Source organism: Roseateles sp. P2_H4 (assembly GCF_056403315.1).
Window position 1 is genome coordinate 45,868 of sequence record NZ_JBFUFR010000001.1, and the last position, 25,019, is coordinate 70,886.

A 25,019-nucleotide genomic window follows, 5' to 3' on the forward strand; every position below is an offset into this window, starting at 1 on the left:
CAGCAGGGCGTGAGCCTCATGGCGCGCAGGCGCCAGCCCGCTCACGCATCACCCGTCGCTCGGGCAGCGCGCCGCGCCTTTTCGCAGGGAGACCCCAAAGGGTGGATCACGCCCGCACGATGACGGCTCGGGCCTTGGCCCGCGCGATGCTTGCCGGCCCTCGTCACGAGGACGGGTTGGCGGCGCGCATGGCTGTTTGCCTGGCGGGGCGTCCGCCTTGGCTCGCGGCGCTGGCGCACGCGATGGCGCGTGTGCCGGGCGAGGTCTGGCGGCAGCTGGACGTGCAGGCCCTGGGTCAGCGCGTCGAAGCGCACACGGGCTTTGCCAGGGCCTGGGCCAGCAAGGCAAGACCCGAGGCCCGCCGCTGGCTGCTACGTTCGCCCGACGGGTTGACGCCAGCGCCCGCCGGCCTGGAGCGCCCGCATTGGCCCACCGTCGGTGCACTGGCCCGTGGCCTGGGGCTGACGCCGGCCGGCCTGTGGCGGTTGACGCTGCCGGCCGACTGGCAGCGCCGCCGGCCGTTGATCCAGCAGCACTATCGCCAGGCGCTGATCCCCAAGCGCGGCGACAGCGCCGGCTGGCGGCTGCTGGAGGTGCCCGCGCCGTATCTGCTTGCCGTGCAGCGCCGCCTGCTGACGCAGTTGTTGGACGGACTGCCGCCCCACGATGCGGCCTTCGGCTACACGCCCGGCCGCTCGGTCGTGCAGCACGCGGCCCTGCATGCCGGCCAGGGGCGGGTGCTGCGCTTCGACCTGAGGGACTTCTTCTCAACGGTGAGCGCCGCACGCGTCCATGCCCTCTTCAAGACCCTGGGTTATTCGACGGCCGTGGCCCGCTCGTTGACGGCGCTGTGCACCACGTCCGCGCCCGAGGCCTGGTTGCGCAGCGAGACGCGGCTGAGCTGGTTGCAGAAGCAGCGCCTGCGCGACGCCCATCTGCCCCAGGGCGCGCCCACCTCACCGGCCCTGGCCAATCTCTGTGCCTTTGGCCTGGACGCACGCCTGACCGGTCTGGCCGGCAGCTTTGGCGCGCGCTACAGCCGCTATGCGGACGATCTCGTCGTCTCCGGACCCGCAAGCCTGCCAACGCGGGCCATCTCGGCCTGGGTCGCTGCCATCGCGGCCGACGAGGGCTTTGTCATCAACCCGCGCAAGACCCGCAGCCTGGGCCCCGCGCAGCGCCAGGCGGTCTGCGGCGTCGTCGTCAACGCGCGGCCCAACCTGCCGCGCGACGAGTTCGATCGGCTCAAGGCCATGCTGCACCGCTGCGTCGTCGACGGACCCGCGACACAGAACCGCGACGGCCATGCCGATTGGCGCGCCGATCTGCAGGGCCGCGTGGCCTGGGCGGCTCAGCTCAATGCCGTCAAGGCCGAAAAACTCAAGTCGCTGCTTGATCGCATCGACTGGTCGCGCTGAGGCTGCACAGATAGTCCAGCCCCGCGGCGCCGCGTGAACCCCACCAGCTCAGCAGTTCACCGTCGACGAGCTGCACGCTTGCCTGCGGGCACAGGGCAAGAGCTTGCGCAAGATGCTCGGGGCCGAAGCGGTAGGGCTCGGAGCTGAGCAGCACCCTGTCGATGTCGAGAAGCCAGGTTTCGTCGCCGGTCAGGGCTGGGTAGCGGCCGGCGCCATGTTCGCCCCCGAGCACCGCCGGCCAGGTCTGCCAGCGGCATTCGGCCAGCAGCGTCGAGATGTAGGTGTCGCGGGCCACCGTCATCCACGGGTCGCGCCAGATCAGATAGAGCACCTTCTCGCCGGGCCAGGCTCGGCCACGGCAGCGGGCCAGCGCCGCCCGGAACTCGGCCGACAGCGCGGCGGCGCTCTCGTTGACGCCCGGCTCCCCGGCAAAGGCCGCGCGCAACTGCTCGAACAGCGCCAGGTTGTCTTCGGGCCGGCTCGGGTGGGTCACGATGACCTCGGGCACGAACTCACGCAGCGCTTCGGCCGTCTCCAGCCGGTTCTCGTCCACATTGACGATCACATGCGTGGGCGCGAGCTTCTTCAGCTTGGCGAGATTGACGTCCTTGGTGCCGCCCACCTTGGGCACGGCCGCGACGGCCTCGGCTGGGTGGATGCAGAAGCCGGTCCTGGCGACGAGGCGGTGGCCGAGTCCCAGGGCCACCAGCGTTTCGGTCGCGCTGGGCACCAGGCTGGCAATGCGCGGCTTCATTCAGCCTCGGTCACAGCCAGGTAGACGGCACAGCAGCCGCGCAACCAGACCAGGGTCGGCAGCACCAGCGCGATGGCGAAGACGACGCCACCGCCAATCAGCGCCGCCAGGCCGAGAGACCCGCCCTGCAGCGGCACACCACTGGCGCCCAAGCCACGAGGCCCCAGGCCCATGACACCGGCCAGCAGCTGGTTGGCGGGCAGCTCCACGCCGGCACCGAGGATGGCCAGACCGGCCACCAGCCGCCCACCGCTGACGACGACGAAGCTGATCGCCGCCGTGGCCAGCGCCGTCATCAGGTAGACGGCGGCCATCAGCAGGGCCGTTTCGGGCAGGCCATGGCGCAGGCGTTCGCGCAGAAACCCCAGCACGCCGGCGCTGCGCCGCCCGGCCCAGACCGCCGGCCCGGCCAGCGGTCCGACGAGAACGACCAGCACAAAACTGACGCCGCCCAGTGCCAGCACGCCCACCGGCAGCACCACGGCCAGCAGCGGCGCGCCGACCAGCGGCCAGCGGGTCGCCCACAGCAGGCCGGCCAGGACGAGCACCACGGCGCCGGCCAGTGCCAGGCAGGCCAGCAGGGCCAGCAGCACGCGGTGACCGCTGCGCAGCGCATCGGCCAGCGCGTCCTGGGGGTCACGCACCGGCAGGCCGCGCGCCTGGTCCATCAACATCAGCCCCGTCGCATTGACGCCAAAAAAAGCGACAGCCAAACCCAGGCCCAGCCAGACCGCGCTCAGCAGATTCTGTTCGCGCACCAAGGCCGACTGGGCCATCGCCACCAGCAGGCCGGCGAAGCAAAAGCTGGCCAGCAGGGCGTAGAGGGCGCGCAGATTGCGCAAAGCGTCGACGCTGGCGAGGACGCGGGACAGGGCGGAGAGCAGGCTGGACGTCATGAATTCGGGCACGGGCGGCATGGTATCGATGACGAAACGGTGATGGCTCCCAGGCGCCAGGGTTTGTGCTAGCTCTGAAAAACAACACTTGCCGGAGTGGCGTTCCGCAATCGCAGGACCCCGCCACCATAATCAATTGCCTGTGTCTGGACGCCGCACCTTCGCTTGAATGGTTCACGATGGGTTGAAAGTCCACATGGTTTTTTGGTTTTGAGAAGAGAAGGGCTTCCCCATGGGAAACAAGCTTTATGTGGGCAATCTGGCCTACAGCGTGCGTGACGAATCGCTGCAAGAATCGTTCGGTCAATTTGGTACGGTGACCTCTGCGAAGGTCATGATGGACCGCGAGACGGGCCGTTCCAAGGGTTTCGGTTTCGTCGAAATGGGTTCGGACGCTGAGGCGCAAGCAGCCATCAACGGCATGAATGGCCAGGCCCTTGAAGGCCGCGCCATCGTCGTTAACGAGGCTCGTCCTCGTGAAGAGCGTCCGGGCGGCTTCGGTGGTGGCGGTGGCCGCTCCGGCGGCGGCGGCTTCGGTGGTGGCGGCGGCTACGGCGGTGGCGGCGGTGGCCGTTCCGGTGGCGGTGGTGGCTACGGCGGCGGCGGTAGCGGCGGTGGCGGCTACGGTGGTGGCGGCGGCTACGGTGGCGGCGGCGGCGGTGGCCGCTCCGGTGGTGGCGGCTACGGCGGCGGTGGCCGTTCCGGCGGCGGCGGCGGTGGCGGCTACGGCGGTGGCGGTGGTGGCTACGGCGGCGGTGGCCGTTCGGGCGGCTACTGATCCTCCCAGCCTCGCAAGAGATTGAGCAAAGCGCCCTTTCGGGCGCTTTGTCTTTTCTAGGGTTGTCTCTCTAGGGCCTGGTGGCACTAAGGCCACGGGCCCTAGTAGCCGAGAGTCGCTTTCGCGAAGAGTTCGTTCGCTCGCACGCCGCCCGGCTGCTCGCGGGCCCGGTTCAGGCCCAGGCTGAGGATGCGGCTCAGGCCGACGCGGTGCTGGAACATCAGGGACAGCACCCGCCCCCTGTCATCCTGGGCCGCCAGTTGCGTGCCCGCGTCGTCGCGGCGGTTGAAGCGGGTCTGCTGATGGATGAGGCGCACCGAGTCGCGGGGGCTCAGGTGCAGCACGACCAGGCTCTGGGCGCTGCGGTCGGTGAAGGCGCGGTGGCCGTCGGGCGCGTCGACCCAGGCCAGCCCCAGGCGCTGCTCCAGCTCCAGCCACAGCCCTGAACCCAGGAATGACGGCAGCGGCAGGCGCATCTGGGCCTGGGTCTGAACCTGGGCCCCGAGGCCGACGCGATCGGCGTCGACGTCCAGGCGCCGGCCCCATTCGACCTCGGCGTTGACGTAGTTCAACACCTCGCCGGGGTTGGATTCCATGCCGAGCACCAGGGTTCGCGTCGGGTGCAAGCGGCCGCCGCTCCTGGCGCGGTGGCTGTCCATGCCGACATGGCCCCAGACGCCGGTGTTGCGGGCGCTGGCGAACCAGAAGCCCGGCTGAAAGAGCCGGTCAACGACCTGACCCGCGGCGACGCCCAGCAGCGGGTCGGCCAGGGTGCGCGTCTCCTGGGCTTTCAGCTGGATCTCGTGGTCGTGCATGTCGATGCCGGCGAACTCCCGCGGGCCCATGCGCAGATAGCCGAAGGCCGACGCGCGGCGCACGCCGCTCTGGCTGACGAAGCCGTTGTCGTTGGCGAAGCGCGGGCTGATCTCCTCGACGTTGACGTTGGCGACCCAGTTCGCGTCGCGGTGGCGCCAGGCCGCCCAGGCGCGGTGGCCGCGCTCGGGGGCCACGCGCAGCACCTGGCCATTGGCGTCGAGGCCCAAGGTCGTGTCCGACAGCAGCAGGTGGCCGCGCCATTGGTCGCTGTCGCCGGCGCGCCAGACGCCGTCGCTGCCGACGACGCGGGTCGTCAAGCCGTTGCCGAAGTCGCGCAGCGACACCAGGCCCGCCAGGCCCAGGCCACCAAGCTGCGTGCGGCCGCGCGCGAAGCTGGCCTGGGAGCCGCGCGGTTGCACGCCACTGCGCGTCGCGAAGGCACCGGCACGCAGCAGGGTCCCGCCGCCGGCGTCACGCAGGTGCAGGGCCGTGGCCTCGGCGCCGGCGCCGCGCCAGGTGGCGCGCAGGCCCCAGTCGGGGTCGGTGATGGCGCGCGTGTAGAAGGCCGCGAGGCTGCGGTTCTCGCCCGATTCATCCGGCTGGGTCGGACCGACGACGTCGGCGCTCTCCAGGAAGAAGGGGCGCTTCTCGGGCACGCTCAGCGCAAAGCGGGTGTTGCCGGCGAGCTGGGGAGCGTCGATCTCGACCTGGGAGAAGTCGGGGTTCAGCGTCGCGTCGATGACCCAGTCGGCGCGTGGCCGCCACTTGAACTCGGCACCCAGCGAGGCCTTGCGCGAGCGGCGCGTGCCGTCAGCGTCGCTGCTGTCGCGCGTGCTACGCAGCGTCAGTTCGGGGCGAAAGCTGATGAAGCTGCGCTCGCGCACCTGTTCGACGAGGTCTCCCAGCGCGTCCAGCGGCTGCAGTTCCGCGATGAAGCTCAGCGCATCCTTGGTCAGGGCGGGCGAGCTGACGTTGAGGGTGCGGTCCTCGCGCGGGATGTTGCGCGCGACCATGACGCGCCAGGGCGCGCCACCGGCATGCGGAAACCTGAGCGCGGCGAGCGGCCAGCGCAATTCGATGCTGTAGCCATCGGGCAGCCGAGTGGCGGCGGCGTTGATGTCGAAGTCGGGCGCCGAATCCTCGGTGTCCTCCTCGGCGGCGAACAGCCCATCCTCGACGCCGCCGGCCGCGCTGACGCGCACGTACTGCGCCGTGCGCCGGTGGCCCACGGGGTCGATGAAGACGGCGATGAAGTCCTGGTCGGCCTTGACCTGGTCGCGCCGCGCCAGCGGCGCGCGGATGCGGCCCGGCTCGGGATCCCAGGCGCGGATGCCGAAGACCAGGGCGTCCTCGGTGACGAGGACCTGCACGGTGGTGCGCCAGCGCGCCGCCTGCTTGTCGGCGGGCAGGAATTGCGCGAAGCGTTCGTAGACCGGGGCGCGTTGCCAGGCGGTGTCGTCGAGGCGTCCATCGATGACGGGTGCGGCCTCGCCGGTGGTGAGGCGCAGCGCGGTGGGGTGGGCAAGTTCGGGGGCGTTGCCCCAGGCGGGCAGGGCCAGGGCGCAAAGGCCCAGGGCAAGGCCCGGGCCAAGAAGGCGGAATGTCATGACGTGGTCCGAGATCGGCCGCCATGCAGGCGGCTGCGGGGATCAATGGGCTGGCGCAGTCGATCGACGTTGCGGCAGCCAGCGAGCGGCGCTGAAGCGATGTTCAGCGCGCGGGCTTAGCAGGGGTGAAGCACCTTGGCCATGATGTCCTCCTCAGCTGCGTCGGGCAGCTCTCGGTCCGAAGAGCGCGCAGTGTAGCCACGGCACGTGGGCTGTGAACAGCCCTATTCGCTCGCCCGTTTCTTGCGCGGCCGGCTCCCTAACGCACGGTCATAGAGCCAGTTGGGCAGCAGGCGCAGCAGCTTGGCCATCACGCCCATCTGCCAGGGGATGACGCGGTAGCTGACCTGGGCGTGGATGGTGCGCACGGCTTGGTCGGCGAAGTCCTCGACCTGCATCAGGAAGGGCATGGAGTAGCGGTTGCCGCGCGTCAACGGCGTGTCGATATAGCCCGGCAGGATCGTGACGACACTGACGCCGAAAGGCCGGCATTCGCCGCGCAGGCTTTCGCAGTAGGCGACGACGGCCGACTTGCTGGCGCAGTAGGCGCCATGCCCCGGCAGGCCGCGGATGGCGGCCACGCTGGCGACGCCGACCAGCGTGCCCGAGCGGCGCTCGTTCATCGCCGCGACGAAGGGATGGAAGGTGGCGGCGAGGCCGACGTTGTTGGTCTCGAAGGTGCGGCGCATCACTTCGAGATCGTCGAAGTGGGCCGTGTCCATGCCGATGCTGATGCCAGCGTTGGCGATGACGACGTCGGGCAGGCCCTGGGCGGCGATGCACTCGCGGCCGATGCGGGCCATGGCGTCGAGGTCGGCCACGTCGGCGCCATAGACCTTGAAGCGCCCGGCGTCGAGCTTCTGCTCGGCCGCCCAGCGCTCGACCTCGGTGGTGCGCCGTGCCACCAGGGCCAGGCGGGCGCCGTCGCGGTAGTAGCGCAGCGCCAGGGCCTGGCCGATGCCGCTGGAGGCGCCGGTGATGAAGACCAGTTCAGTCATGTGAGCCCCTCGTCTCGCGGGTACGCGCGCCGATCCCTGCGGGGATGCAGCGCCGGCTTGGGGCGGCCCGGCGCTCGGCGCTCATTTGCCGCCCTTTGCCGAGATCTGTCCCTGGGCCTTGCCGGTGAAGCTGACCTGGCCGGTCAGGTGGCGGTATTCGAAGTTCTGTGCGTTCAGCGTCGAGCCGCCCTGGCGGATGGTGACGGGCAGGTGGGAGCGCAGCACTTCGCTGTTGGACAGGGCCTGCAGGAACTCGCCGCGCACCTCGAGCTGGGCCGGCGCGTTCTCGCCGGCACCCGGCGGCAGGCGGCGCAGATGCACATTGCCCATCAGCTGCATGTCGCTGCCGTCGCCATTGCTGATGGCGCGCTTGGCCTCGGCGATGGCCAGGCTGCCGTCGGGCGCGATGGCGCGCACGCGTGCCTGGTCGATCTCGACGGTGTCGGTGTCCGGGTAGTGGCGCAATTCGGCGCCGGCGATCTGCACATGCAGGCGGCCATCGGCGGCGATGCGCTGGATCTCGAAGTTGGCCATGCGGTAGTCCGGCACATGGCGCAGCGGCGCGACTTCACCCGGCGCGTCGATCAGCGGCGTGTTCTTCACCAGCCACCAGGTGCCGCTGGCGAGTACGGCCATCAGCAGCAGCGGCAGATAGTTGGACAGCAGGGTCTGCGCCCGCCACAGCAGCGGCCGGGACTTTTGACGACGTGGAGCGGGAGCGGGCAGGGCCACTGGAGTCACGGGGTCTTGCCCCCATCCAGCGTGTCGTGATGCGCATTGAGCAGGCGCTCGTAGTGGCCGGCCGCCATCAGCAGCACGTCGCAGTACTCGCGCGCGGCGCCATGGCCGCCGGCAGCCTGGGTGACGTGGTGGGCGATGGCCAGCACCTCGGCGTGGGCGCCGGGCGGGGCGCAGGCGAAGCCGGCGCGCAGCATCAGCGGCAGGTCGGGCCAGTCGTCGCCCATGACGGCGACCTCGTCCCAGCTGGCGCCCAGTTGGGCCAGCAGCGGCTCGGCGGCGGCCAGCTTGTCCTTCACACCGTAGAGGGCATGCGACAGGCCGAGGTCGGCGACGCGACGGCGCACGGCCGGGCTGTCGCGGCCGGTGATGATGACCGGCGTGATGCCCGCCTGCTGCAGCGACTTCAGGCCATGGCCGTCCAGCGTGTGGAAGGCCTTGAACTCCTCGCCGCGCTCGCTGATGTAGATGCGGCCGTCGGTCAGCACGCCGTCGACGTCGAAGATGGCGAGCTTGATGGCCAGGCCGCGGCCTTGCGCCTTGACGAGGAGTTCGGGCGGGAATTTCAGTGCGGGCTGCATCAGATCACTTTCGCGCGCATCAGGTCGTTGATGCTGATGGCGCCCAGCAGGCGCTGCTCGGCATCGACGACGAGGACGACGGTGATGCGCGCGGCTTCCATCAGGTCGGCCGCATCGACGGCCAGGGCCTCGGCGCCGACGGTGCGTGGCTTGGCGTGGGCGACCTCGGCGGCGGTGAGGGCGCGCAGGTCGCGGCCCTGCTCGACGAGGCGGCGCAGGTCGCCGTCGGTGAAGATGCCCTGGACGCGGTCCTCGGCATCGACGATCACCGCCATGCCCAGGGCCTTGGCGCTCATCTCGCGCATCAGGTCGGTGAAACCCATGTCGGCCGCCACGCGTGGCAGGGCGTCGCCGCTGCGCATCAGGTCGCGCACATGGGTCAGCAGCTTGCGGCCCAGGGCGCCGCCGGGGTGGGAGCGGGCGAAGTCCTCGGCCTTGAAGCCGCGCGCATCCAGCAGCGCCACGGCCAGCGCGTCGCCCAGGGCCATCTGGGCCGTGGTGCTGGCCGTGGGAGCGAGCTGCAGCGGGCAGGCCTCCTCGGCGACGGCACTGTCGAGCACGACATCGGCATGGGCCGCGAGGCTGGATTCGGCGCGGCCGGTCATCGCGATGATGGGAATGCCCAGGCGCTTGAGGACGGGCAGGATGGCGTTGAGCTCGTCGCTCTCGCCGGAGTTGGACAGGGCCAGCACGACGTCGCCGCCGGTGACCATGCCGAGGTCGCCATGGGCGGCCTCCGCCGGATGGACGAAGAGGGCGGGCGTGCCGGTGGAGGCCAGCGTGGCGGCAATCTTGCGGCCCACATGGCCGCTCTTGCCCATGCCCATGACGGCGACGCGGCCACGGCAGGCCAGCACCAGCTCAATGGCGCCCGCAAAGGCGTCGCCCAGGCGGGGCACCAGCTCGGCGAGGGCGCGGGCCTCGACCTCGAGCGCCTGACGGCCGATGCGCACGGCGCGCTCGGCGGCAAAGACGGGAGAACTCATGCGGCCAGTGTAGACAAGCGCTTGCGCGGCGTAACCGGCGTGATTTCCGGCCGCCTGGCGAGGCTATTGGGGTCTGCACGGGTGCGATTTGCCAGCCAGCAGCAAGCCAAACCCCTGCGCTCTCAACACAATGGGCGGCTATGCAGACCGAGCTGTTAGACCGCCCCGTGCGCGCCAGGGCCCTGCCGGCTGGCACCCTGGCGATGGGGATGGCCCTGCTGGCGCTGCTGGCCTGGGACTTGAGCCACCTCGACCTCTGGGCCGTGCGCTTGGCCGGGGACGCCAGCGGTTTTGCGCTGCGCGAGGCCTGGGTCACGCGCGTCCTCATCCACGAGGGCGGGCGCCTGGTCTCCTATGTCGCGATGGGCTTCATCGTCCTGCTCAACCTGCTGCCCCGGCTGTTGCCCGGACTGAGCCGGGCCGACCGGCGCTGGTGGCTGGTGACGACACTGGTCTGCCTGGGCGTCATCTCCCTGATGAAGCGCGTCAGCCTGACGAGCTGCCCCTGGGACCTGGCCGAATTCGGCGGCGTGGCCCACTATGTTTCGCACTGGGTGCTGGGCACGCGTGACGGCGGGGGCGGGCATTGCTTCCCGTCCGGCCACGCGAGTGCCGCTTTCGCCTACTTGAGCGGCGGCTGGGCCCTGGCACGGGCCTACCCGCGCGCCGCGCGCGCCTGGGTGCTGGCTTGCGTGGGCCTGGGCGTCGTCTATGGCCTGGGGCAGATGCTGCGTGGCGCCCACTACCCCAGCCACACGATGTGGACGGCCTGGATCTGCTGGGCGGTGACGCTGGCCGCCGCCCAGGTTCGACCCTGGCGCTTCAGGCGCGCCGCCGCAGCCTGAGCCCCGCGAGGGCCGCCAGGCCACCCAGCAGCAGCAGGGCGTTCGCCGGTTCCGGCACGGGCGTGACCGCACCGGCGTCAAAGGCGATGCTGCCACCCGAGCCGAACAGTCCCATCAGCACGGTCTCGTCGCCGCTGAAGATGGCCGTGGACGAGTTGGTCTTGAGGTTGAAGCTGCCCTCCACCCAGGCCCCGAAGCCGCCCTTGTCGTCCTGCGGCCGGTAGCGCAGCTTGACGATCTCGCCCGAGGTCATGGAGGCGCTGGCGAAGAGGTCGCCCCCGCCGCCGCTGATGTGCAGGCTGCTGCCCAGCGTGTCGCTGAAGATCATCTGGAAGAAGGAGTCGTTGCGGCCGGCGGATACCTTGACCACGTCCAGCGTGACCGTCTTGACGTGCTTGCCCGACGCGACGGCGAGGAACCACTTGGGTGTCGAGACGTCGACATGCTGGGCCCAGGCCAGGTCGGAGAAGCTGGCCTTGCCGATGCCCCCGCTGCTGACCAGGGTCAGGCCCCAGGAAAAGCTTTCGATGTCGATCCAGTCCTTGTGGTCCTTGTCGGTCGACTCGCCGGGAATGCCGTCGATCTGCAGGAAATAGTCGTTGGCGGCCTGGGCGAGGCCCGCCGTGGCCAGACCGATGGCGAGCACCGCCACGCGCCAGGCCCGCTTGAAACCAGAAGCCATGTCGAATCTCCTTGCGCCCGAAATGGGCGCAGTGATGCTGAGCAGGAGCGGGGGCTCCCGCCATCCCCACGATGCAAAGGGTTTCCACAGAGTCGAGGCTGGAGCGGCCGTCCTAGACTCGCGCAGCACCACGGAGGAGACACCGTGCAGCGGACCGATATCTCGGACCCGGCCTATTTCCACAAGGTCGTCGATTGCCAATGGGCCTGCCCGGCACACACGCCGGTGCCCGAATACATCCGCCTCATCGCGCAGGGGCGGCATGACGAGGCGTATTGGGTCAACTGGGTCAGCAACGTCTTTCCCGGCGTGCTCGGTCGCACCTGTGACCGGCCCTGCGAGCCGGCCTGCCGGCGCGGTCGTGTGGAAGAAAAGCAGGCGGCCAAGCCGGAGCCGGTCGCCATCTGCCGCTTGAAGCGCGTGGCGGCGGATAACAAGAGCGACGGTTTCCGCGCCATGATCCCCAAGCCCGCCGCGCGCAAGAACAAGCGTGTGGCCTGCGTGGGCGCCGGGCCGGCCTCGTTGGCGGTGGCGCGTGACCTGGCCCTGGAAGGCTATGCCGTCACCGTGTTCGACGGCGAGGCCAAGCCCGGTGGCTTCATCCGCACCCAGATCCCGCGTTTCCGACTGCCCGAGCGCGTCATCGACGAAGAATGCGGTTACATCCTCGGCCTGGGCGTCGAGTGGCGCGCTGGCCAGCGCATCGATTCGATGAAGGCGCTGCTGGGGGAGGGTTTCGACGCCGTCTTTGTCGGCTGTGGCGCCCCGCGTGGCCGTGACCTGCCGCTGCCGGGCCGCCAGGAGGCCGCCGAGCAGATACACATCGGCATCGACTGGCTGGCCAGCGTCAGCTTCGGCCACGTGACGAGCGTCGCGCCCCGCGTCATCGTGCTCGGTGGCGGCAACACGGCCATGGACTGCTGCCGCTCGGCGCGGCGTCTGGGGGCTTCGTCCGTCACCGTGACCGTGCGCAGCGGCTATGCGCAGATGAAGGCCTCGCCGTGGGAGAAGGAGGACGCCGAGCACGAGGGCATCCCCATCCTCGACTTCCATGTGCCGCTGGCCTTCGAGCATGTCGACGGCAAGCTGACCGGCATGCGCTTCAAGAAGGCACAGACCGGCGAGGAGATCGTCATCCCCTGCGACGAGGTGCTGATCGCCGTCGGCCAGGAGAACAGCTTCCCGTGGATAGAGCGCGACTCGGGCATCGCCTTCGACGAGCACGGCCTGCCGGTGCTCAACGCGCAGAGCTTCCAGTCGTCGCTGCCCCATGTCTTCTTCGGCGGCGACGCAGCCTTCGGACCGAAGAACATCATCACGGCCGTCGCTCACGGCCATGAGGCTGCCGTCAGCATCGACCGCCTGCTGCACGGCGAGCCGGTCACGCAGCGCCCGCCGCCCCACGTCAACCTCGTGTCCCAGAAGATGGGCATCCACGAGTGGAGCTATGACAACGCCATCACCAACGACCTGCGCAGCAAGGTGCCCTGGACGGCTGCCAACATCGCGCTGGCCAGCATCAAGGTCGAGGTCGAACTGGGCTTCGACGCCGCCACGGCCTTCAAGGAAGCGCAGCGCTGCCTGAACTGCGATGTGCAGACGGTCTTCGCGCCCAAGCTCTGCATCGAGTGCGATGCCTGCGTGGACATCTGCCCGATGGACTGCATCACCTTCACGGAGAACGGCGACGACCTGCGCGAGCGGCTCAACGCGCCGGCGCTGAACCTGATGCAGGACATCTATGTGGAGGGCGGCCTGAAGACCGGCCGCGTGATGGCCAAGGACGAGGACGTCTGCCTGCACTGCGGCCTGTGCGCCGAGCGCTGTCCGACGGGGGCCTGGGACATGCAGAAGTTCCTGCTGGTCACTGCCAAGGCGGGCGCGGCTTGCCGTGACACCACGACGCGCAAGGAGGTGGTATGACCGCGACCCCCACGCGCGCTTCGCGCACTGCCCCCCGAGGGGGCTCGGCCTCCCTAGGGGCGGCCCGTCGGGAGGCCGCATGAGCCGCATCGAAGCCGTCAACGATTTCGTCGTCAAGTTCGCCAACGTCAATGGTTCGGGCTCTGCCTCGGCCAACGAGCTGTTCGCGCGCGCCATCCTGCGCATGGGCGTGCCCGTCAGCCCGCGCAACATCTTCCCGAGCAATATCCAGGGCCTGCCGACCTGGTACGAGGTGCGCGTCTGCGAAGCCGGCTGGCTGGGCCGGCGCGGCGGCGTGGACCTGATGGTGGCGATGAACCCCCAGACCTGGGCCCAGGACCTGGCCGAGATCCAGCCCGGCGGCTATCTTTTCTATGACAGCACCAAGCCGATGCCGGCGAGCGCCTTCCGCCCGGACATCCACGTCATCGGCATGCCGGCCACGGCCATCTGCAACGCCACCTATGACGTGCCGCGCGAGCGCACGCTGTTCAAGAACATCCTGGTGCTGGGGGCGCTCAGCGAGCTGATGGGCATCGAGTCGGCCGTCATCGAGGGCCTGTTTGCCGAGCAGTACAAGGGCAAGGAGAGGTTGCTGGACTCCAATGTGCGGGCCCTGCATGCCGGCCGCGAGTTCGCGCGCGACCATCTGTCGGTGCAGCCCTTCGGCCTCAGGCTCAAGACCGCCAATGCCGTGGGCGACAAGATCTTCATGGAAGGCAATGCGGCGACGGCCCTGGGCTGCGTCTACGGCGGCGCCACCGTCTGCGCCTGGTATCCGATCACGCCATCGTCTTCGGTCGCCGAGGCCTTCGAGAAGTACGCGGTGAAGTTCCGCACCGACCCCGAGACCGGGGAGAAGCGCTATGCCATCGTGCAGGCCGAGGACGAGATCGCCTCCATCGGCATCATCACCGGCGCCGGCTGGAACGGTGCGCGCGCCTTCACCTGCACCTCGGGCCCCGGCGTGTCGCTGATGACGGAGTTCCTGGGCCTGGCTTACTTTGCCGAGATCCCCTTCGTCGTCATCGACGTGCAGCGCGGCGGCCCCAGCACCGGCATGCCCACGCGCACCCAGCAGGCCGACCTGCTCAGCAGCGCCTATGCCTCGCATGGCGACACCCAGCACGTGCTGCTGCTGCCCGAGGACCCGCGCGAATGCTTCGAGTTCGCCGCCGACGCGCTGGACCTGGCCGAGCGCCTGCAGACACCCGTCTTCCTGATGAGCGACCTCGACATCGGCATGAACCAGCGCCTGTGCGCGCCGCTGGAGTGGAACGACGAACGCCGCTACGACCGCGGCAAGGTCATGACGGCCGAACAGCTGGATGCCGGCAAGGAATTCGCCCGCTACAAGGATGTCGACGGTGACGGCATCCCCTGGCGCACGCTGCCCGGCACGCATGCGAGCAAGGGCGCCTATTTCACGCGTGGCACGACTCGCAACGAGCAGGCGATCTACTCCGAGCGTGGCGACGACTACGTCCGCAACGTCGAGCGCCTGCGCGCCAAGTTCGCGACTGCGGCCCTGCTCGCGCCCCAACCCCTGGTGCGCGCGGCGGTACAGAAGACGCGGCTCGGCGTCCTGTACTTTGGCTCCACGGCGCCGGCCATGGACGAAGCATTGGCTTCGCTGACCGAGGCCGGCATCCACATCGACGCGATGCGGCTGCGCGCCTACCCCTTCGCGCCCAGCGTGGCGGAGTTCATCGCCGCCCACGACGCCGTCTTCGTCGTCGAGCAGAACCGCGACGCGCAGATGCGCCGCATGCTGGTCAACGAGCTGGAGGTGGCGCCGGCTCAGCTCATCAAGGTGCTGCATTTCGACGGCACGCCCATCACGGCCCGCTTCATCACCTACGCGATCACGCGCCATGTCCATGCGCTGGCGACGGCCCCGAGGAGTGCCGCATGACCTATCTCGCCAAGCCCAAGCTGCACCACCCGAGTCTCACGAAGAACGCGGTGGGCTACACCCGCCGCGACTACGAGGGCAAGGTCTCGACGCTGTGCGCCGGATGCGGCCACGACTCCATCTCCGGCGCCATCGTGCAGGCCTGCTGGCAGCTCGACATCGAGCCGCACCGCGTCGCCAAGCTCAGCGGCATCGGCTGCTCCAGCAAGACGCCCGACTACTTCCTCGGCGCCAGCCACGGCTTCAACACGGTGCATGGCCGCATGCCCAGCGTGCTGACCGGCGCCTATCTGGCCAATCGCGAGCTGCTGTATCTCGGCGTGTCAGGCGACGGCGACTCGGCCTCCATCGGCCTGGGCCAGTTCGCCCATGCGATGCGGCGCGGCGTGCGCATGGTCTATATCGTCGAGAACAACGGCGTCTACGGCCTCACCAAGGGCCAGTTCAGCGCCACGGCCGACAAGGGCTCGGTGGCCAAGAAGGGCGCGACCAACAACGACACCGCCATCGACCTCGCGGCCCTCGCGCTGCAGCTCGGCGCTACCTTCGTCGCGCGCAGCTTCTCGGGCGACAAGACCCAGCTCGTGCCGCTCATCGAAGCCGCCATGCGTCACGGCGGCGCGGCCTTCATCGACGTCATCAGCCCCTGCGTGGCCTTCAACAACCACGCCGGCTCGACGCGCAGCTACGACCATGTCCGCGACCACAACGAGGCGCTGAACCGCATCGACTTCATCGACCTCGCCGCCGAGCAGGTCGTCGAGCACTCGCCCGATGTCATCGACGTGCCCCAGGCCGACGGCAGCACGCTGCGGCTGCGCAAGATGGCGCCTGACTACGACCCCACGGACCGCCTGAACGCGATGAACGCGATGCAGCTGCGCGCCGCGGCGGGCGAGATCGCCACCGGTCTGCTCTACGTCGACCCGGCGGCCAAGGATTGGCATGCGGCGCAGCGCACGGCGGCAGCCGCCTTGAACACCCTTGGTGAAAAAGCACTCTGCCCGGGGTCGGCCGCCCTGGCAAAAATCAATGCCGGGCTGAGATGATGCGCGGGCCATGCGCCCACACCACCTCACCCTCCTCGCCGCCGCCCTCGTCCTGACCGCCTGTGCCAGTTCCAGCCAGGACAAGGTCACCAACGCCGCCACCACGCCGCTGAGCGACCTCAACGTCGTGCGTGCCGACATTCCGGAGGTGCTGAAGGCCGCGGCCGCCGCGCCCTATGCGATGCCGGCGGATGCCAGCTGTGGCGGCCTGGCGGCCGGTATCCGCGCGCTGGACGAAGTCCTGGGCCCGGACCTCGACGCGCCCCACACCAGCGGCAACACCGGCCTGCTGGACCGTGGCGAGGATGCTGCTACCGGTGCGCTGCAGCGCACGGCCGAGGGCGTCATTCCCTTCCGCGGCTGGGTGCGCAAGCTCAGTGGCGCCGAGCGCTATGCGCGCCAGGTCAGCGCAGCCATCACGGCCGGCGGCGTCAGGCGCGGCTATCTGCGGGGCCTCGCGACCGCCAAGACCTGCACCGCTGCGCCGGCGAAGGCAGCCTGACCGGCACACGAACCGCGCACACAGTCCTTTGCTGAGCGCCAACGTTCAGCAAACCTTTGACTACGGGGCAGCAAAGCGGCGTCGGCAGACTCGCCGGCGATGCCTGCAGCCCGCCTTCTTTCTCGCTTTCTTCCCCGCATTCCGCCGCGCACTGCCGTGCTGGCGGCCCTCGTCTTGCTGCTCTGGGCCGTCGTCGGCACGACCTGGTTCCTGCGCACCTATCTCGGGCTGGTGACGGCCGACCAGGTGCTCTATCACCTGCAGAACGGCGGCCTGGACTATGCCGACCCGCGCATGCTGTGGCGGGCCTGCCGCTGCCTGATGGCGGTGCTGGGGCTGACGGTGCTCAGCCTCTTCGCGCTCGGCCGCATGAAGCGCTGGCACGGCCGGCTGCTGCTGGCTCTGCTGGGCACGGGTGCTGTCGTGTCGGTCAATGCCACCGTCTCCGACCCCTGCCGGCCCGAGGCCGATGGCGGCGACTACCTGGCCCGTCACTACGTCGACCCTGGCCAGGTCAAGCTGCAGTTGCCGGCCGAGCGGCCGGACGTCCTCGTCGTCTTCGTCGAGTCCCTCGACGAGGGCTACACCCGCCCGCGCGAACCGCGGGCGGCCCTGCTGCCGCGCCTGACGCGCATGCAGGACGACTTCCAGACCCTGGGTGAACTGCGCAACCTCAGCGGCGCGAGCTGGACGGTGGGCGGCATGTTCAGCGCGCTGTGCGGTGTGCCGCTGCAGCCGGTCGGCCTGATGAGCCACAACTCGCTGGAGTACAGCCGCCGTTTCTTCGAGGGCGGCCAGTGCCTGACCGACCTGCTGGCAGCCCGGGGCTGGGACATCAGCTTCTACGGCGGCGCCTCGCTGAAGTTCGCCGGCAAGGGCCGCTTCCTGGAGGACCACCACGTCGCACGCCGCTTCGGCGCCGAGCAATGGCAGCAGCGCGGCATTGCCGTACCGGCGGCGGGCTGGGGCCTGCTGGACAGCGACCTGGTCGAGCAGGCCTGGGCCGACATGCAGCGCCCGCGCCAGGCCGACGAGGCGCGCATGAGCCTGCTGCTGACGGTCGATACCCATGGACCCTCGGGTGCGCATGACCGCGGCTGCATTGCGGAGGCGGTTGCCGAGGATGATGACGATGAGCCAGCCGACGTCATGCGCGAGGCGCTGCGCTGCACCGACCGCGTCGTGGCCGGTCTGGTCGAGCGCTTCATCGCCGACCGAAATGGCCGCCCCAAGGTCGTCTGGATCATGGGCGACCACCTCAACCCCGAGCCCATGCTGAACGGCGAGCTGCTGCCCGAGGCCCATGGCCGTACCGTCTTCCACGCCTTGGCCCGCTATGACGCACAGGGCCGCGCGCTGCCGGCCGACGACCTGCAGCGCGAGTTCACGCATGTCGACATCCTGCCCACACTGGCCGAGGCCATCGGCCTGCGCTGGGCGGCCCACCCGCACCGGCTGGGCCTGGGCATGTCGCTGCTGGCCGGCCCGGCCCATGCCACGCTCGCCGAGCGCGACGGCATGGCCGTCGTCAATGGCCGGCTGTCCTGCCGCTCGCCGCTGTTTCAGCGGCTGTGGATGAAGGCGGCCTAGCGTTCCATCTTCACGGCTTCCATGTTGCGGACATAGAAGACGCCGTCCCATTGCGCGCCGAGACCGACGCCCGTGCCCAGGGGCATGGTGTAGCCGAACTCCATGGCGCGCGCCGGCAGGCCGACCTTCAGCCGTGACGGCGCGTTCAGGAAGCCAAAGCCGGCCGGATTGCCGGCGAAGGCCGCTTCCAGGCTGGGGGGATAGGCCGGCGGGATGTTTTGCACCTCGCCCGAGGCGAACTCCATGAAGCGGCCCTGCAGCGCCGTCAGGTTCAGCACGTAGTAGTCGCGGCCCAGCTTCTGGCCAAGGATGTCGCCCGCATAGCGGTGGCTGTCGTCGAACTTGACGCCGCGCGCGACGTGGATGGTGTGGGCCCAGATGACAGCCTTGCGGCCTGGGTAGACGCGCTCGAGCTGCCACAGCACGTTGTTCGCCATTTCGTGGTCGCGCTGATAGTCGCCGCGCCAGAAGCCGGCCGCCTGGGCCTGCAGGCCGGCCAGGCTGCGGCACAGCAGCTCATCGCCGCCGGCCTGGCACAGCGTCGCTTTCAGCCGCGCGGCCACTGCATCGAAGTTCTTCGCGTCGCCAGCCGACGGCGGCGTCCGGTCCATCTGCATCAGCTTGTCGGCCAGGCGCTCGAACACCGGCCAGTCGGCGGCATCGCCCTGCAAGCTGGCGCGCAGTCGCTTGGGCAATTCGCTGCGGCTCAAACCGCCGCTGAGCTGGCTGTCGATGCCCGACAGCAGCATGGGCTTCGGCCCCGCCTGCGCCTCGTCCAGATAGCGCAGCAAGGTTCGGCCGGCGTCGCTCTTGGAATACATATAGAAGACATTGCCCGGCGCCAGCGCATCGAGCTTCTCGCCGCGCTGCATGGCCTGCTGCAGCAGCGCGACGTCGAAGACGCCGCTCTCCAGCAGCAGCACATCGAAGCCCCTCTTCTCGTGCAGATAGCGCACCAGCCGCGTCTTGAGTTCAAACTCCTGGCGGCCGCCGTGGGTCTGCTCGCCCAGGGCCACGACGCGGGTATTGCCGATGGCGTCGCCAAAGGCCTGCAACTGCGCGTCGGTCAGCTCGGCCGCGGAGGTCGCCGGCATGCTTTTCATCTGGGCGCGCACCCAATCCAGCGAGCCCGTTTCGGCCGCCCGTGCGCCCGTCAGCGCCACCGTCAGCGCCGCCAGCGCCATCCATTTCCTGCTCATCGCCACTCCTTCAGTGCGCGGCAGGATATCGACTTCAAACTGGTATCAGGACAGCCCCAGGCTGGGCTCCTGGGCAGCCTCGTCCACAGGCCGCGCTGGTATGGTCGCCAGCGCCAGCTCGGCGCTGTTCAGCGCCCCTTCGATGAAGCCCTGGTAGTCGGAATAGGCCTCGCCAACGATGTGCAGATTGCGCGCGCCGCTGCCGAAATCGAAGGCCTTGAAGGCGTCCATGACCTTCCATGAGCGCACGCCCGGCTGCCAGCCGTGGTTGGCCGCGCCATAGGGCGCGCGCGCCCAGTCGCGGATGCCGTAGGTGATGATGGAGTTGCGGATGTACTGGCTGGTCTCGGCCAGGCTCAGGTCGCCAAAGATGCGCCGCGCGTTGTCGGTCAGCTTCAGTGCGGACTCGGCATTCGCATCCGCCGCCCGCTTCACGTCGCGGGCCACGAACAGGGCGAAGGCGTCGACGATGCGCGCGTTCTGGTCCACCTCGGCGCGGTCGTGGCGGTCGCCGTCGATGACGTAGTGGCGCCAGAACTCGGTGGACGGACGGTCCATGTAGAGCAGCACCATGCCGTGGCCGTCGGCATCGGCCTCGGGCGCGCGGCGGAAGTAGTGGATCTCGCGCGTCGGCATGCAGTTGGCGTATTGCTGCGGCGCCTGGCCATAGCTCCACCACGGCGTGTTGCAGACGAAGAAGACCTTGAGCATGGGGAAGCCGTTGACGCAGTCCAGCTGCGAGGCGATGTGCTCGGGCAGGTGGCGCGTCAGCTTCAGCAGCGGCAGGCGCGGCAGCGCCAGGATGAGGCGCTCGGCGCGCAGCGTGAGGGCGCCGTTCTGCGTCGCCACGTCCAGGGCCAGCGTGGGCTTGCCCAGCTCCACGGGGCGCACGCCCATCAGCTTGTGGCCGCCGGCCAGCGTCACATTGGCATGGCCGCGCAGGCGCGTCAGCAGGCCCTCGGTCAGCTTGGCCGAACCGCCCTCGATGCTGGCCAGCTGCTGGCCCACGGTCTTGAGCGCGCGCAGCCACCAGATGATCCACTCGGCCGCGTTCAGGTTCTCCGGGATCATGTGATAGAAAGTTCCGGTGTCGCGCAGCTTCACCAGCGCCCGGTGGCTCAGGATGCCCTGGGCCGAAAGCGCGTTCCAGAAACCCATGTCCCACAGCGGCTGGCCGTGCAGCTGGGCGTGCTTGCGCAGCCGCATGTAGTCGGCCTCGGTCAGCGCGTCGATCCAGGCCTGGTCATCCGGGGCGCGGCCCATGATGAGCATGATGCCGCGCTTGAGCAGTTGCAACGAGTTCRGGCCGCGCTCGGCCTCGGGCAGGTCGGTGTCATCGGCCGAGACCTGATCGGACGAAGGGCCGGAGAAGTCCAGCAGGCCCACGCCCAGTTCGGCGCACAGGGCGGCAAAGCGCGGCTGCAGCGTCGGCTCGAAGCGCATCGGCCCGTACTCGGCGATGAAGCCGTCCATGTCCTCGGTCTCGATGCGCCCGCCCCAGCGGTCGGCCGCGGCCTCCAGCACGAGGATGCGGTGGCCCGCGTCGGCCAGGCGCAGCGCGCAATACAGGCCCGACACGCCGCCGCCGGCGATGACGATGTCATAGGTCGTCATGGGAATGCTCCACTTGTATGTACAACTGGGGTGGAAGCATATCGGAGCCGAGGTCCACGGCTACCATCGCGGCCCTTTTGCTGCCAGGGCGCCAGATGCGGTTCTCATGGATTTCGATTTGGGTGGGCCTGCTGCTCGTCTCATTCCTCGGCATGGCCAGCGCCGCTACGCCGGCGCCCTTGCGCACCGAGCTGACGCTGACCCATGTCGCCGCCGACAAATGGCGGGCCGACTATGTGTTTGCGGAGCCCGTCACCGCCCTCGAACTGGGCGCGCCTGTCCGCAGCTACCGCAAGCAAGCCTGGCGGGCCCTGACGCCGGGGGTGGAACTGGTCGCGCAGGGTGACAACGAAGGCCTGCGCAGTGCCAAGCCGCTGACCCGTCTCAGCGTCGAAATCAGCGCCTACGACGAGTTCACGGAGGGCGCGCAATACGCCCCGATCAACCGCTTCTCCGACGGCGGCTGGAACCTCTATCTCGGCTTCCTGTACGGCGCGCTGACCCAGGGCGAAGGCGTGCGAACCATGGAGGTCGTGCTGCGTCTACAGGGCCTGCCGGGTGAAACGGCGGCTGCGCCGATCAAGCCCAGCACCGAACTGGAGGGCTATGCCTACTTCGGCCCCCGCGAGCCGGTTCGCATGGGCAATGTCGACGTCATCATCGATCCCCAGGCCCCGGCCTGGCTGCGCGAGGTGCTACAGGACACCACCGCCAAGGTGTCGCGGTTCTACGAGCAGGCCTTGCAGCGCAAGCTGATCGGCACACCCCTGGTCTCGGTCGCCGTGGTCGGCTTCGACGGCTCGCCCGGCAGCATCAGCATCAAGGGCGGCGCCGTCGGCGGCGGTGTTGTCTACCGCTTCGAAGGGCGAGGCCTGGTTGAGGACCATCCCAAGAAACGCAGCTATATCGCGGCCCTGGTGGCCCATGAGATGGCGCATGTGTGGCAGGTCAACCTGGCGCGCGGCGGCGTCGGCGAGAACGATCCCTGGGTCCATGAAGGTGGCGCCGAGGCCCTCATGCTGGAAGCCTTGCGTTCGACCGGCATCTTCACTGAGGAGATGAGCGAGCAGTACGCGCAGAAGCTGCTTAAGGAGTGCGATCAGCTCCAGGGCGACCTGACGGTCTATCGCGGCTTCTACGCCTGCGGCTTCAAGCGGTTCAGGGGTTATGCGATCGCGCCGGTGCCGTTGTGGCGGGCCATGATGGCGCGCAGTGAAAGCAGCGGGGAGTTCTATTCGGAGGTCATGATTCAGGCCCTTCTCAGGACGGCGGTGGCAAACCCAGCGCGTTAGGGCGCCCGCGCCCCAAAAATACCGCCTTGATCATGCAACTGCTGCGCGCATGGCCAACCAAGTTTCAATGGCTTCCAGCTCTTCACGCCCGGGCCGGCCCACACCATGTGCTCATCGCCTCGTCGAGCCCACGTGCATCCCCTTCACCGACCCAGGCCACATGCCCGTCGGGCCGGATCAGCACACCCGCGGGCGGTGTGACGACCCCAAGCGCAGGGAGCTCCCAGGGGCCGTCGTATCTCGCGTGCAGGTGTCGAACGCGGCCCGCCCAGGGCGTCACGTCATCGGCGCGGCGCGCGTCGCCAAGGTCCAGCAGCACTGACTGACCATCGTGCAGCAAGCTGAAGACCCGTCGCGGGCCATTCTCGGTGACGAGGTCCAGGTCGGGCATGCGACGCCCGAGCAGCGGATGCCCGTCACCAAGGTCGTAGCGAACCCCCAGTCCCGACAGGTCTGCAGCGAGCCGCCTGCGCGGTTCGTTCATCACGAGCAGCTCGGCGAGCGTGTCGCGCAGGGCCCCCGGTGCCGGCGTCCAGCCCGAGAAGTGAGACCGCCGCCATCGCGAGCTGCAGCACGCGTGCCCCTGCCGGGTGCCGTTCGGCGTGATAGCTGTCCAGCAGGCTATCGGGCGAAATGCGCTTCACGACCTGGGCGAGCTTCCAGCCCAGGTTCATGGCATCGTGCACGCCCGTGTTGAGCCCCTGGCCGCCCACCGGCGAATGCACGTGCGCGGCGTCGCCGGCCAGGAGCACTCGCCGATCACGATAGGCCGCGGCCTGGCGAGCCGCGTTGGTGAAGCGGGAGAGCCAGGTCGGCGTGTGCACGCCGTAGTCGGTGCCGCAGGCGGCCACGAGGGCCGCGCTGAGCTCCTGCAGCGTGGGCTCGCCGCCGACGCCCAACTGAGCCTCGGGCACCATGACCCGGATCGGGCCACCGTCCGTGAAGTGCACCTCACCATCGCGAATCTCATAGTCCCGCTTGCCGAATGAGTGGATGCCCAGCGCCGTGCGGTGGATACCCAGTGGCGGTGCCTCTCGCATCTCCACCTCGGCGATCAGGTTGCTCGCCGTGGCCGCCCACCCCGGGAACGCGATGCCGGCCAGCTTGCGCACCAGGCTGCGCCCGCCATCGCAACCGACGAGGTAGTCGGCCCGCAACGAGGCGCCGTCCGTCGTCGCGACGGTCACGCCGATCTCGTCCTGGGTGAAGCCCGTCACCGCCCGTTCGCGATAGAAGCGCACACCCAGGGCCTCGGCCCAGTCGGCGAGGATGCGCTCGAACCGGTTGTGCCACAGCGCGAGCACATACGGATGACGTGAGGGGAAGTCGCTGAGGTCCAGTTTCAGCTGGGCGAATCCGCACCGTGGCATCGTCTGGCCCTCGGTGATGAAACGGTCCGCGATGCCCCGCTGATCGAGGATCTCGATCGTGCGTGCGTGCAGACCTCCTGCGCGCGCGCCGGCCAGGTCCTGGCTCGCCCGTCGCTCAACGATTGCCACGTCGACGCCGGCCAGAGCCAGCTCGCCCGCCAACATGAGTCCCGTCGGACCGCCGCCCGCAATGGCCACGCTGTGTGCGTTCATCGCTGCGCTCCCGCGGTCGTCGAGACTCCGTGCTCACCCACCCGCGGATCAACGTCCGTCCCGCACCCCTTTGGTTCGTACATCAACTGCATTTCCCTAACTAATTTTTCAATGGGCTCCCTGCATCGGGCGACTATTCTGGAATGGGGGATGGGCACTCGCGCAAGCCCCCAGGCGGTTCATATACTGGAGGCAACGCAGGACGATGCGCATGGTGGCCCCCGGCCACACCTTTTGCGGCGGCCAAGGCAGGTCGCCACAGGCAGATCCGCACTTGCCTAGCCACGGCTCTCGGGTCCTGAGCCGAGAAACGCTGACACCAGATCGGGCACCTCCGGTGCCGAGGCAATGCCGTAATGCGTGGCCCCCGGCACGATGGCGAGCCGAGCCTTGGCACGCAGGGAGCCGTCCATCCCTGCGTCCCGCTGAGAGCCACCCAGGGCCTTGTAGAACTCGGCCATGTGGTCGACCTGAATGGCGTCCGCATCCGCAAAGATCAGCATCGCCGGCATCTTCAGGGCCGCCACCTCGGCCCGCCAGTCGAATTCACGGCTTTCGAGTTCACCGATCTTGCGCAGCAAGGGCTCCCAGCGGGCCTCGGGGTACATCGTGGCCATCGGGCTGCGTTGGATGTTGTGGGCGATCTGTGGCGCGTGGGCGACCATCCCTTCGTAAGCGGCCCGCACCTCAGGGAACCAAGCGGCATGGCGCATGGGTTGAGACATGACGATCACGTGCCGCACCGTGCCGGGGTGGCGGATGGCCGTCTGCAGGGCCACACCGCCGCCCATCGAATAGCCCAGCACGTCCACCGCGCCCAGGCCTAGGTGCTGGATGAGTTGCGCCACGTCGTCGGCCATGGATTCGAAGCGCAGCGGGCGGTCGATGTCTTGCGTGTGGCCATGGCCCTGCAGATGGACCAGGATGACCTGCCGGCTCTTGGCCATCACCTCGACATTGGCCCCGAAGCAGTCCGGTGTGACGCCGCCGTGCAGCAGCAGCAGGGGTGCGCCGGCGCCCTGTGTCTGGTAGTAGAGCTTGAGACCGTTGACGGTCGCGAAGTGGGATGTCGGACGAGAGGTGGGCTTGCTCATGGGGGCTCCTTGCGTGGTGGAAGTGCTTGCGGCGAAGACGCCGGCAACCGATGCGAAGAGTGGCACGACAGTGAGGGCGATGAACGACCGGCGCCGGGCCGCTGGGGCGCCGGTCCCTGGCGGTGTGGTGGAGGGTGGATCAGAGGGCATGCGATGGCC

General features: G+C 69.2%; 22 protein-coding genes. 9 read left to right on the forward strand and 13 right to left on the reverse strand.

What is annotated here, in order from left to right; genetic code table 11:
- The first annotated feature begins 188 nt into the window (after nucleotides 1-188).
- A complete protein-coding gene (locus AC1DW3_RS00245) occupies nucleotides 189-1,418 on the forward strand; it encodes a reverse transcriptase family protein (protein ID WP_477927514.1) in 1,230 nt (409 codons plus the stop codon).
- On the opposite strand, the gene AC1DW3_RS00250 is transcribed toward AC1DW3_RS00245, so the two are convergent.
- The gene (locus tag AC1DW3_RS00250; protein WP_477927516.1) at nucleotides 1,381-2,172 is read right to left on the reverse strand and encodes a helical backbone metal receptor; all 792 of its coding nucleotides are present in this window, start codon (nucleotides 2,170-2,172) and stop codon (nucleotides 1,381-1,383) included. The genes AC1DW3_RS00245 and AC1DW3_RS00250 overlap by 38 nt on opposite strands.
- Nucleotides 2,169-3,080, reverse strand: a complete 912-nt coding sequence (locus tag AC1DW3_RS00255) for a hypothetical protein (protein ID WP_477927518.1) — start codon at nucleotides 3,078-3,080, stop codon at nucleotides 2,169-2,171. The genes AC1DW3_RS00250 and AC1DW3_RS00255 overlap by 4 nt, the downstream gene beginning before the upstream one ends.
- A gap of 220 nt (nucleotides 3,081-3,300) precedes the next feature.
- Between AC1DW3_RS00255 and AC1DW3_RS00260 the strand changes: the two genes are divergently transcribed.
- Nucleotides 3,301-3,846: an RNA recognition motif domain-containing protein gene (locus AC1DW3_RS00260; protein WP_477927520.1), complete on the forward strand. Its 546-nt coding sequence runs from the start codon at nucleotides 3,301-3,303 to the stop codon at nucleotides 3,844-3,846.
- A gap of 101 nt (nucleotides 3,847-3,947) precedes the next feature.
- Here the strand turns inward: AC1DW3_RS00260 and AC1DW3_RS00265 are convergent, their stop codons facing one another.
- The 5 genes from AC1DW3_RS00265 to AC1DW3_RS00285 form a co-directional block, all read right to left on the reverse strand.
- Nucleotides 3,948-6,269: a carbohydrate binding family 9 domain-containing protein gene (locus AC1DW3_RS00265; protein WP_477927522.1), complete on the reverse strand. Its 2,322-nt coding sequence runs from the start codon at nucleotides 6,267-6,269 to the stop codon at nucleotides 3,948-3,950.
- A 224-nt stretch (nucleotides 6,270-6,493) separates the two neighbouring features.
- A complete protein-coding gene (locus AC1DW3_RS00270) occupies nucleotides 6,494-7,267 on the reverse strand; it encodes an SDR family oxidoreductase (protein WP_477927524.1) in 774 nt (257 codons plus the stop codon).
- Between the two features lie 81 nt (nucleotides 7,268-7,348).
- The gene (gene lptC, locus AC1DW3_RS00275) at nucleotides 7,349-7,999 is read right to left on the reverse strand and encodes an LPS export ABC transporter periplasmic protein LptC (RefSeq protein WP_477927526.1); all 651 of its coding nucleotides are present in this window, start codon (nucleotides 7,997-7,999) and stop codon (nucleotides 7,349-7,351) included.
- 5 nt (nucleotides 8,000-8,004) lie between these two features.
- On the reverse strand, nucleotides 8,005-8,586 hold the full coding sequence (locus tag AC1DW3_RS00280; RefSeq protein WP_477927528.1) for a KdsC family phosphatase: 582 nt from the start codon (nucleotides 8,584-8,586) through the stop codon (nucleotides 8,005-8,007).
- The gene (locus AC1DW3_RS00285; protein ID WP_477927530.1) at nucleotides 8,586-9,572 is read right to left on the reverse strand and encodes a KpsF/GutQ family sugar-phosphate isomerase; all 987 of its coding nucleotides are present in this window, start codon (nucleotides 9,570-9,572) and stop codon (nucleotides 8,586-8,588) included. The genes AC1DW3_RS00280 and AC1DW3_RS00285 overlap by 1 nt, the downstream gene beginning before the upstream one ends.
- Nucleotides 9,573-9,712: 140 nt before the next feature.
- Here AC1DW3_RS00285 and AC1DW3_RS00290 point away from each other — a divergent pair, with 140 nt between their 5' ends.
- Nucleotides 9,713-10,417, forward strand: coding sequence for a phosphatase PAP2 family protein (locus AC1DW3_RS00290; RefSeq protein ID WP_477927532.1), 705 nt, complete (start codon nucleotides 9,713-9,715; stop codon nucleotides 10,415-10,417).
- On the opposite strand, the gene AC1DW3_RS00295 is transcribed toward AC1DW3_RS00290, so the two are convergent.
- Nucleotides 10,395-11,099 carry an Hcp family type VI secretion system effector gene (locus AC1DW3_RS00295; protein WP_477927534.1) on the reverse strand — a complete coding sequence of 235 codons (705 nt, stop codon included), beginning with the start codon at nucleotides 11,097-11,099 and terminating at the stop codon, nucleotides 10,395-10,397. The two genes, AC1DW3_RS00290 and AC1DW3_RS00295, sit on opposite strands and share 23 nt — an antisense overlap.
- A 144-nt stretch (nucleotides 11,100-11,243) precedes the next feature.
- Between AC1DW3_RS00295 and AC1DW3_RS00300 the strand changes: the two genes are divergently transcribed.
- From AC1DW3_RS00300 to AC1DW3_RS00320, 5 genes are all read left to right on the forward strand, one after another.
- Nucleotides 11,244-13,022 carry an FAD-dependent oxidoreductase gene (locus AC1DW3_RS00300; RefSeq protein ID WP_477927536.1) on the forward strand — a complete coding sequence of 593 codons (1,779 nt, stop codon included), beginning with the start codon at nucleotides 11,244-11,246 and terminating at the stop codon, nucleotides 13,020-13,022.
- A gap of 79 nt (nucleotides 13,023-13,101) precedes the next feature.
- On the forward strand, nucleotides 13,102-14,937 hold the full coding sequence (locus AC1DW3_RS00305) for a 2-oxoacid:acceptor oxidoreductase subunit alpha (RefSeq protein WP_477927538.1): 1,836 nt from the start codon (nucleotides 13,102-13,104) through the stop codon (nucleotides 14,935-14,937).
- On the forward strand, nucleotides 14,934-15,986 hold the full coding sequence (locus AC1DW3_RS00310) for a 2-oxoacid:ferredoxin oxidoreductase subunit beta (RefSeq protein ID WP_477927540.1): 1,053 nt from the start codon (nucleotides 14,934-14,936) through the stop codon (nucleotides 15,984-15,986). Before AC1DW3_RS00305 ends, AC1DW3_RS00310 begins: the two co-directional genes overlap by 4 nt.
- 10 nt (nucleotides 15,987-15,996) lie before the next feature.
- Nucleotides 15,997-16,488 carry a hypothetical protein gene (locus AC1DW3_RS00315; RefSeq protein WP_477927542.1) on the forward strand — a complete coding sequence of 164 codons (492 nt, stop codon included), beginning with the start codon at nucleotides 15,997-15,999 and terminating at the stop codon, nucleotides 16,486-16,488.
- 156 nt (nucleotides 16,489-16,644) lie between these two features.
- Complete coding sequence (locus tag AC1DW3_RS00320) at nucleotides 16,645-18,078, forward strand: sulfatase-like hydrolase/transferase (protein ID WP_477927544.1); 1,434 nt, start codon at nucleotides 16,645-16,647, stop codon at nucleotides 18,076-18,078.
- On the opposite strand, the gene AC1DW3_RS00325 is transcribed toward AC1DW3_RS00320, so the two are convergent.
- Both AC1DW3_RS00325 and AC1DW3_RS00330 read right to left on the reverse strand, forming a co-directional pair.
- Nucleotides 18,075-19,277 carry an erythromycin esterase family protein gene (locus AC1DW3_RS00325; protein ID WP_477927546.1) on the reverse strand — a complete coding sequence of 401 codons (1,203 nt, stop codon included), beginning with the start codon at nucleotides 19,275-19,277 and terminating at the stop codon, nucleotides 18,075-18,077. The genes AC1DW3_RS00320 and AC1DW3_RS00325 overlap by 4 nt on opposite strands.
- A 45-nt stretch (nucleotides 19,278-19,322) precedes the next feature.
- Complete coding sequence (locus AC1DW3_RS00330; protein WP_477927547.1) at nucleotides 19,323-20,891, reverse strand: flavin monoamine oxidase family protein; 1,569 nt, start codon at nucleotides 20,889-20,891, stop codon at nucleotides 19,323-19,325.
- A gap of 17 nt (nucleotides 20,892-20,908) precedes the next feature.
- Here AC1DW3_RS00330 and AC1DW3_RS00335 point away from each other — a divergent pair, with 17 nt between their 5' ends.
- Nucleotides 20,909-22,183, forward strand: coding sequence for a hypothetical protein (locus AC1DW3_RS00335; protein ID WP_477927549.1), 1,275 nt, complete (start codon nucleotides 20,909-20,911; stop codon nucleotides 22,181-22,183).
- A gap of 82 nt (nucleotides 22,184-22,265) precedes the next feature.
- On the opposite strand, the gene AC1DW3_RS00340 is transcribed toward AC1DW3_RS00335, so the two are convergent.
- The 3 genes from AC1DW3_RS00340 to AC1DW3_RS00350 form a co-directional block, all read right to left on the reverse strand.
- On the reverse strand, nucleotides 22,266-22,574 hold the full coding sequence (locus AC1DW3_RS00340) for an aromatic-ring hydroxylase C-terminal domain-containing protein (RefSeq protein WP_477927551.1): 309 nt from the start codon (nucleotides 22,572-22,574) through the stop codon (nucleotides 22,266-22,268).
- Nucleotides 22,575-22,599: 25 nt separating this feature from the next.
- On the reverse strand, nucleotides 22,600-23,766 hold the full coding sequence (locus AC1DW3_RS00345) for an FAD-dependent monooxygenase (RefSeq protein ID WP_477927553.1): 1,167 nt from the start codon (nucleotides 23,764-23,766) through the stop codon (nucleotides 22,600-22,602).
- A 278-nt stretch (nucleotides 23,767-24,044) separates the two neighbouring features.
- Nucleotides 24,045-24,860: an alpha/beta fold hydrolase gene (locus tag AC1DW3_RS00350; protein WP_477927555.1), complete on the reverse strand. Its 816-nt coding sequence runs from the start codon at nucleotides 24,858-24,860 to the stop codon at nucleotides 24,045-24,047.
- Between the last annotated feature and the right edge of the window lie 159 nt (nucleotides 24,861-25,019).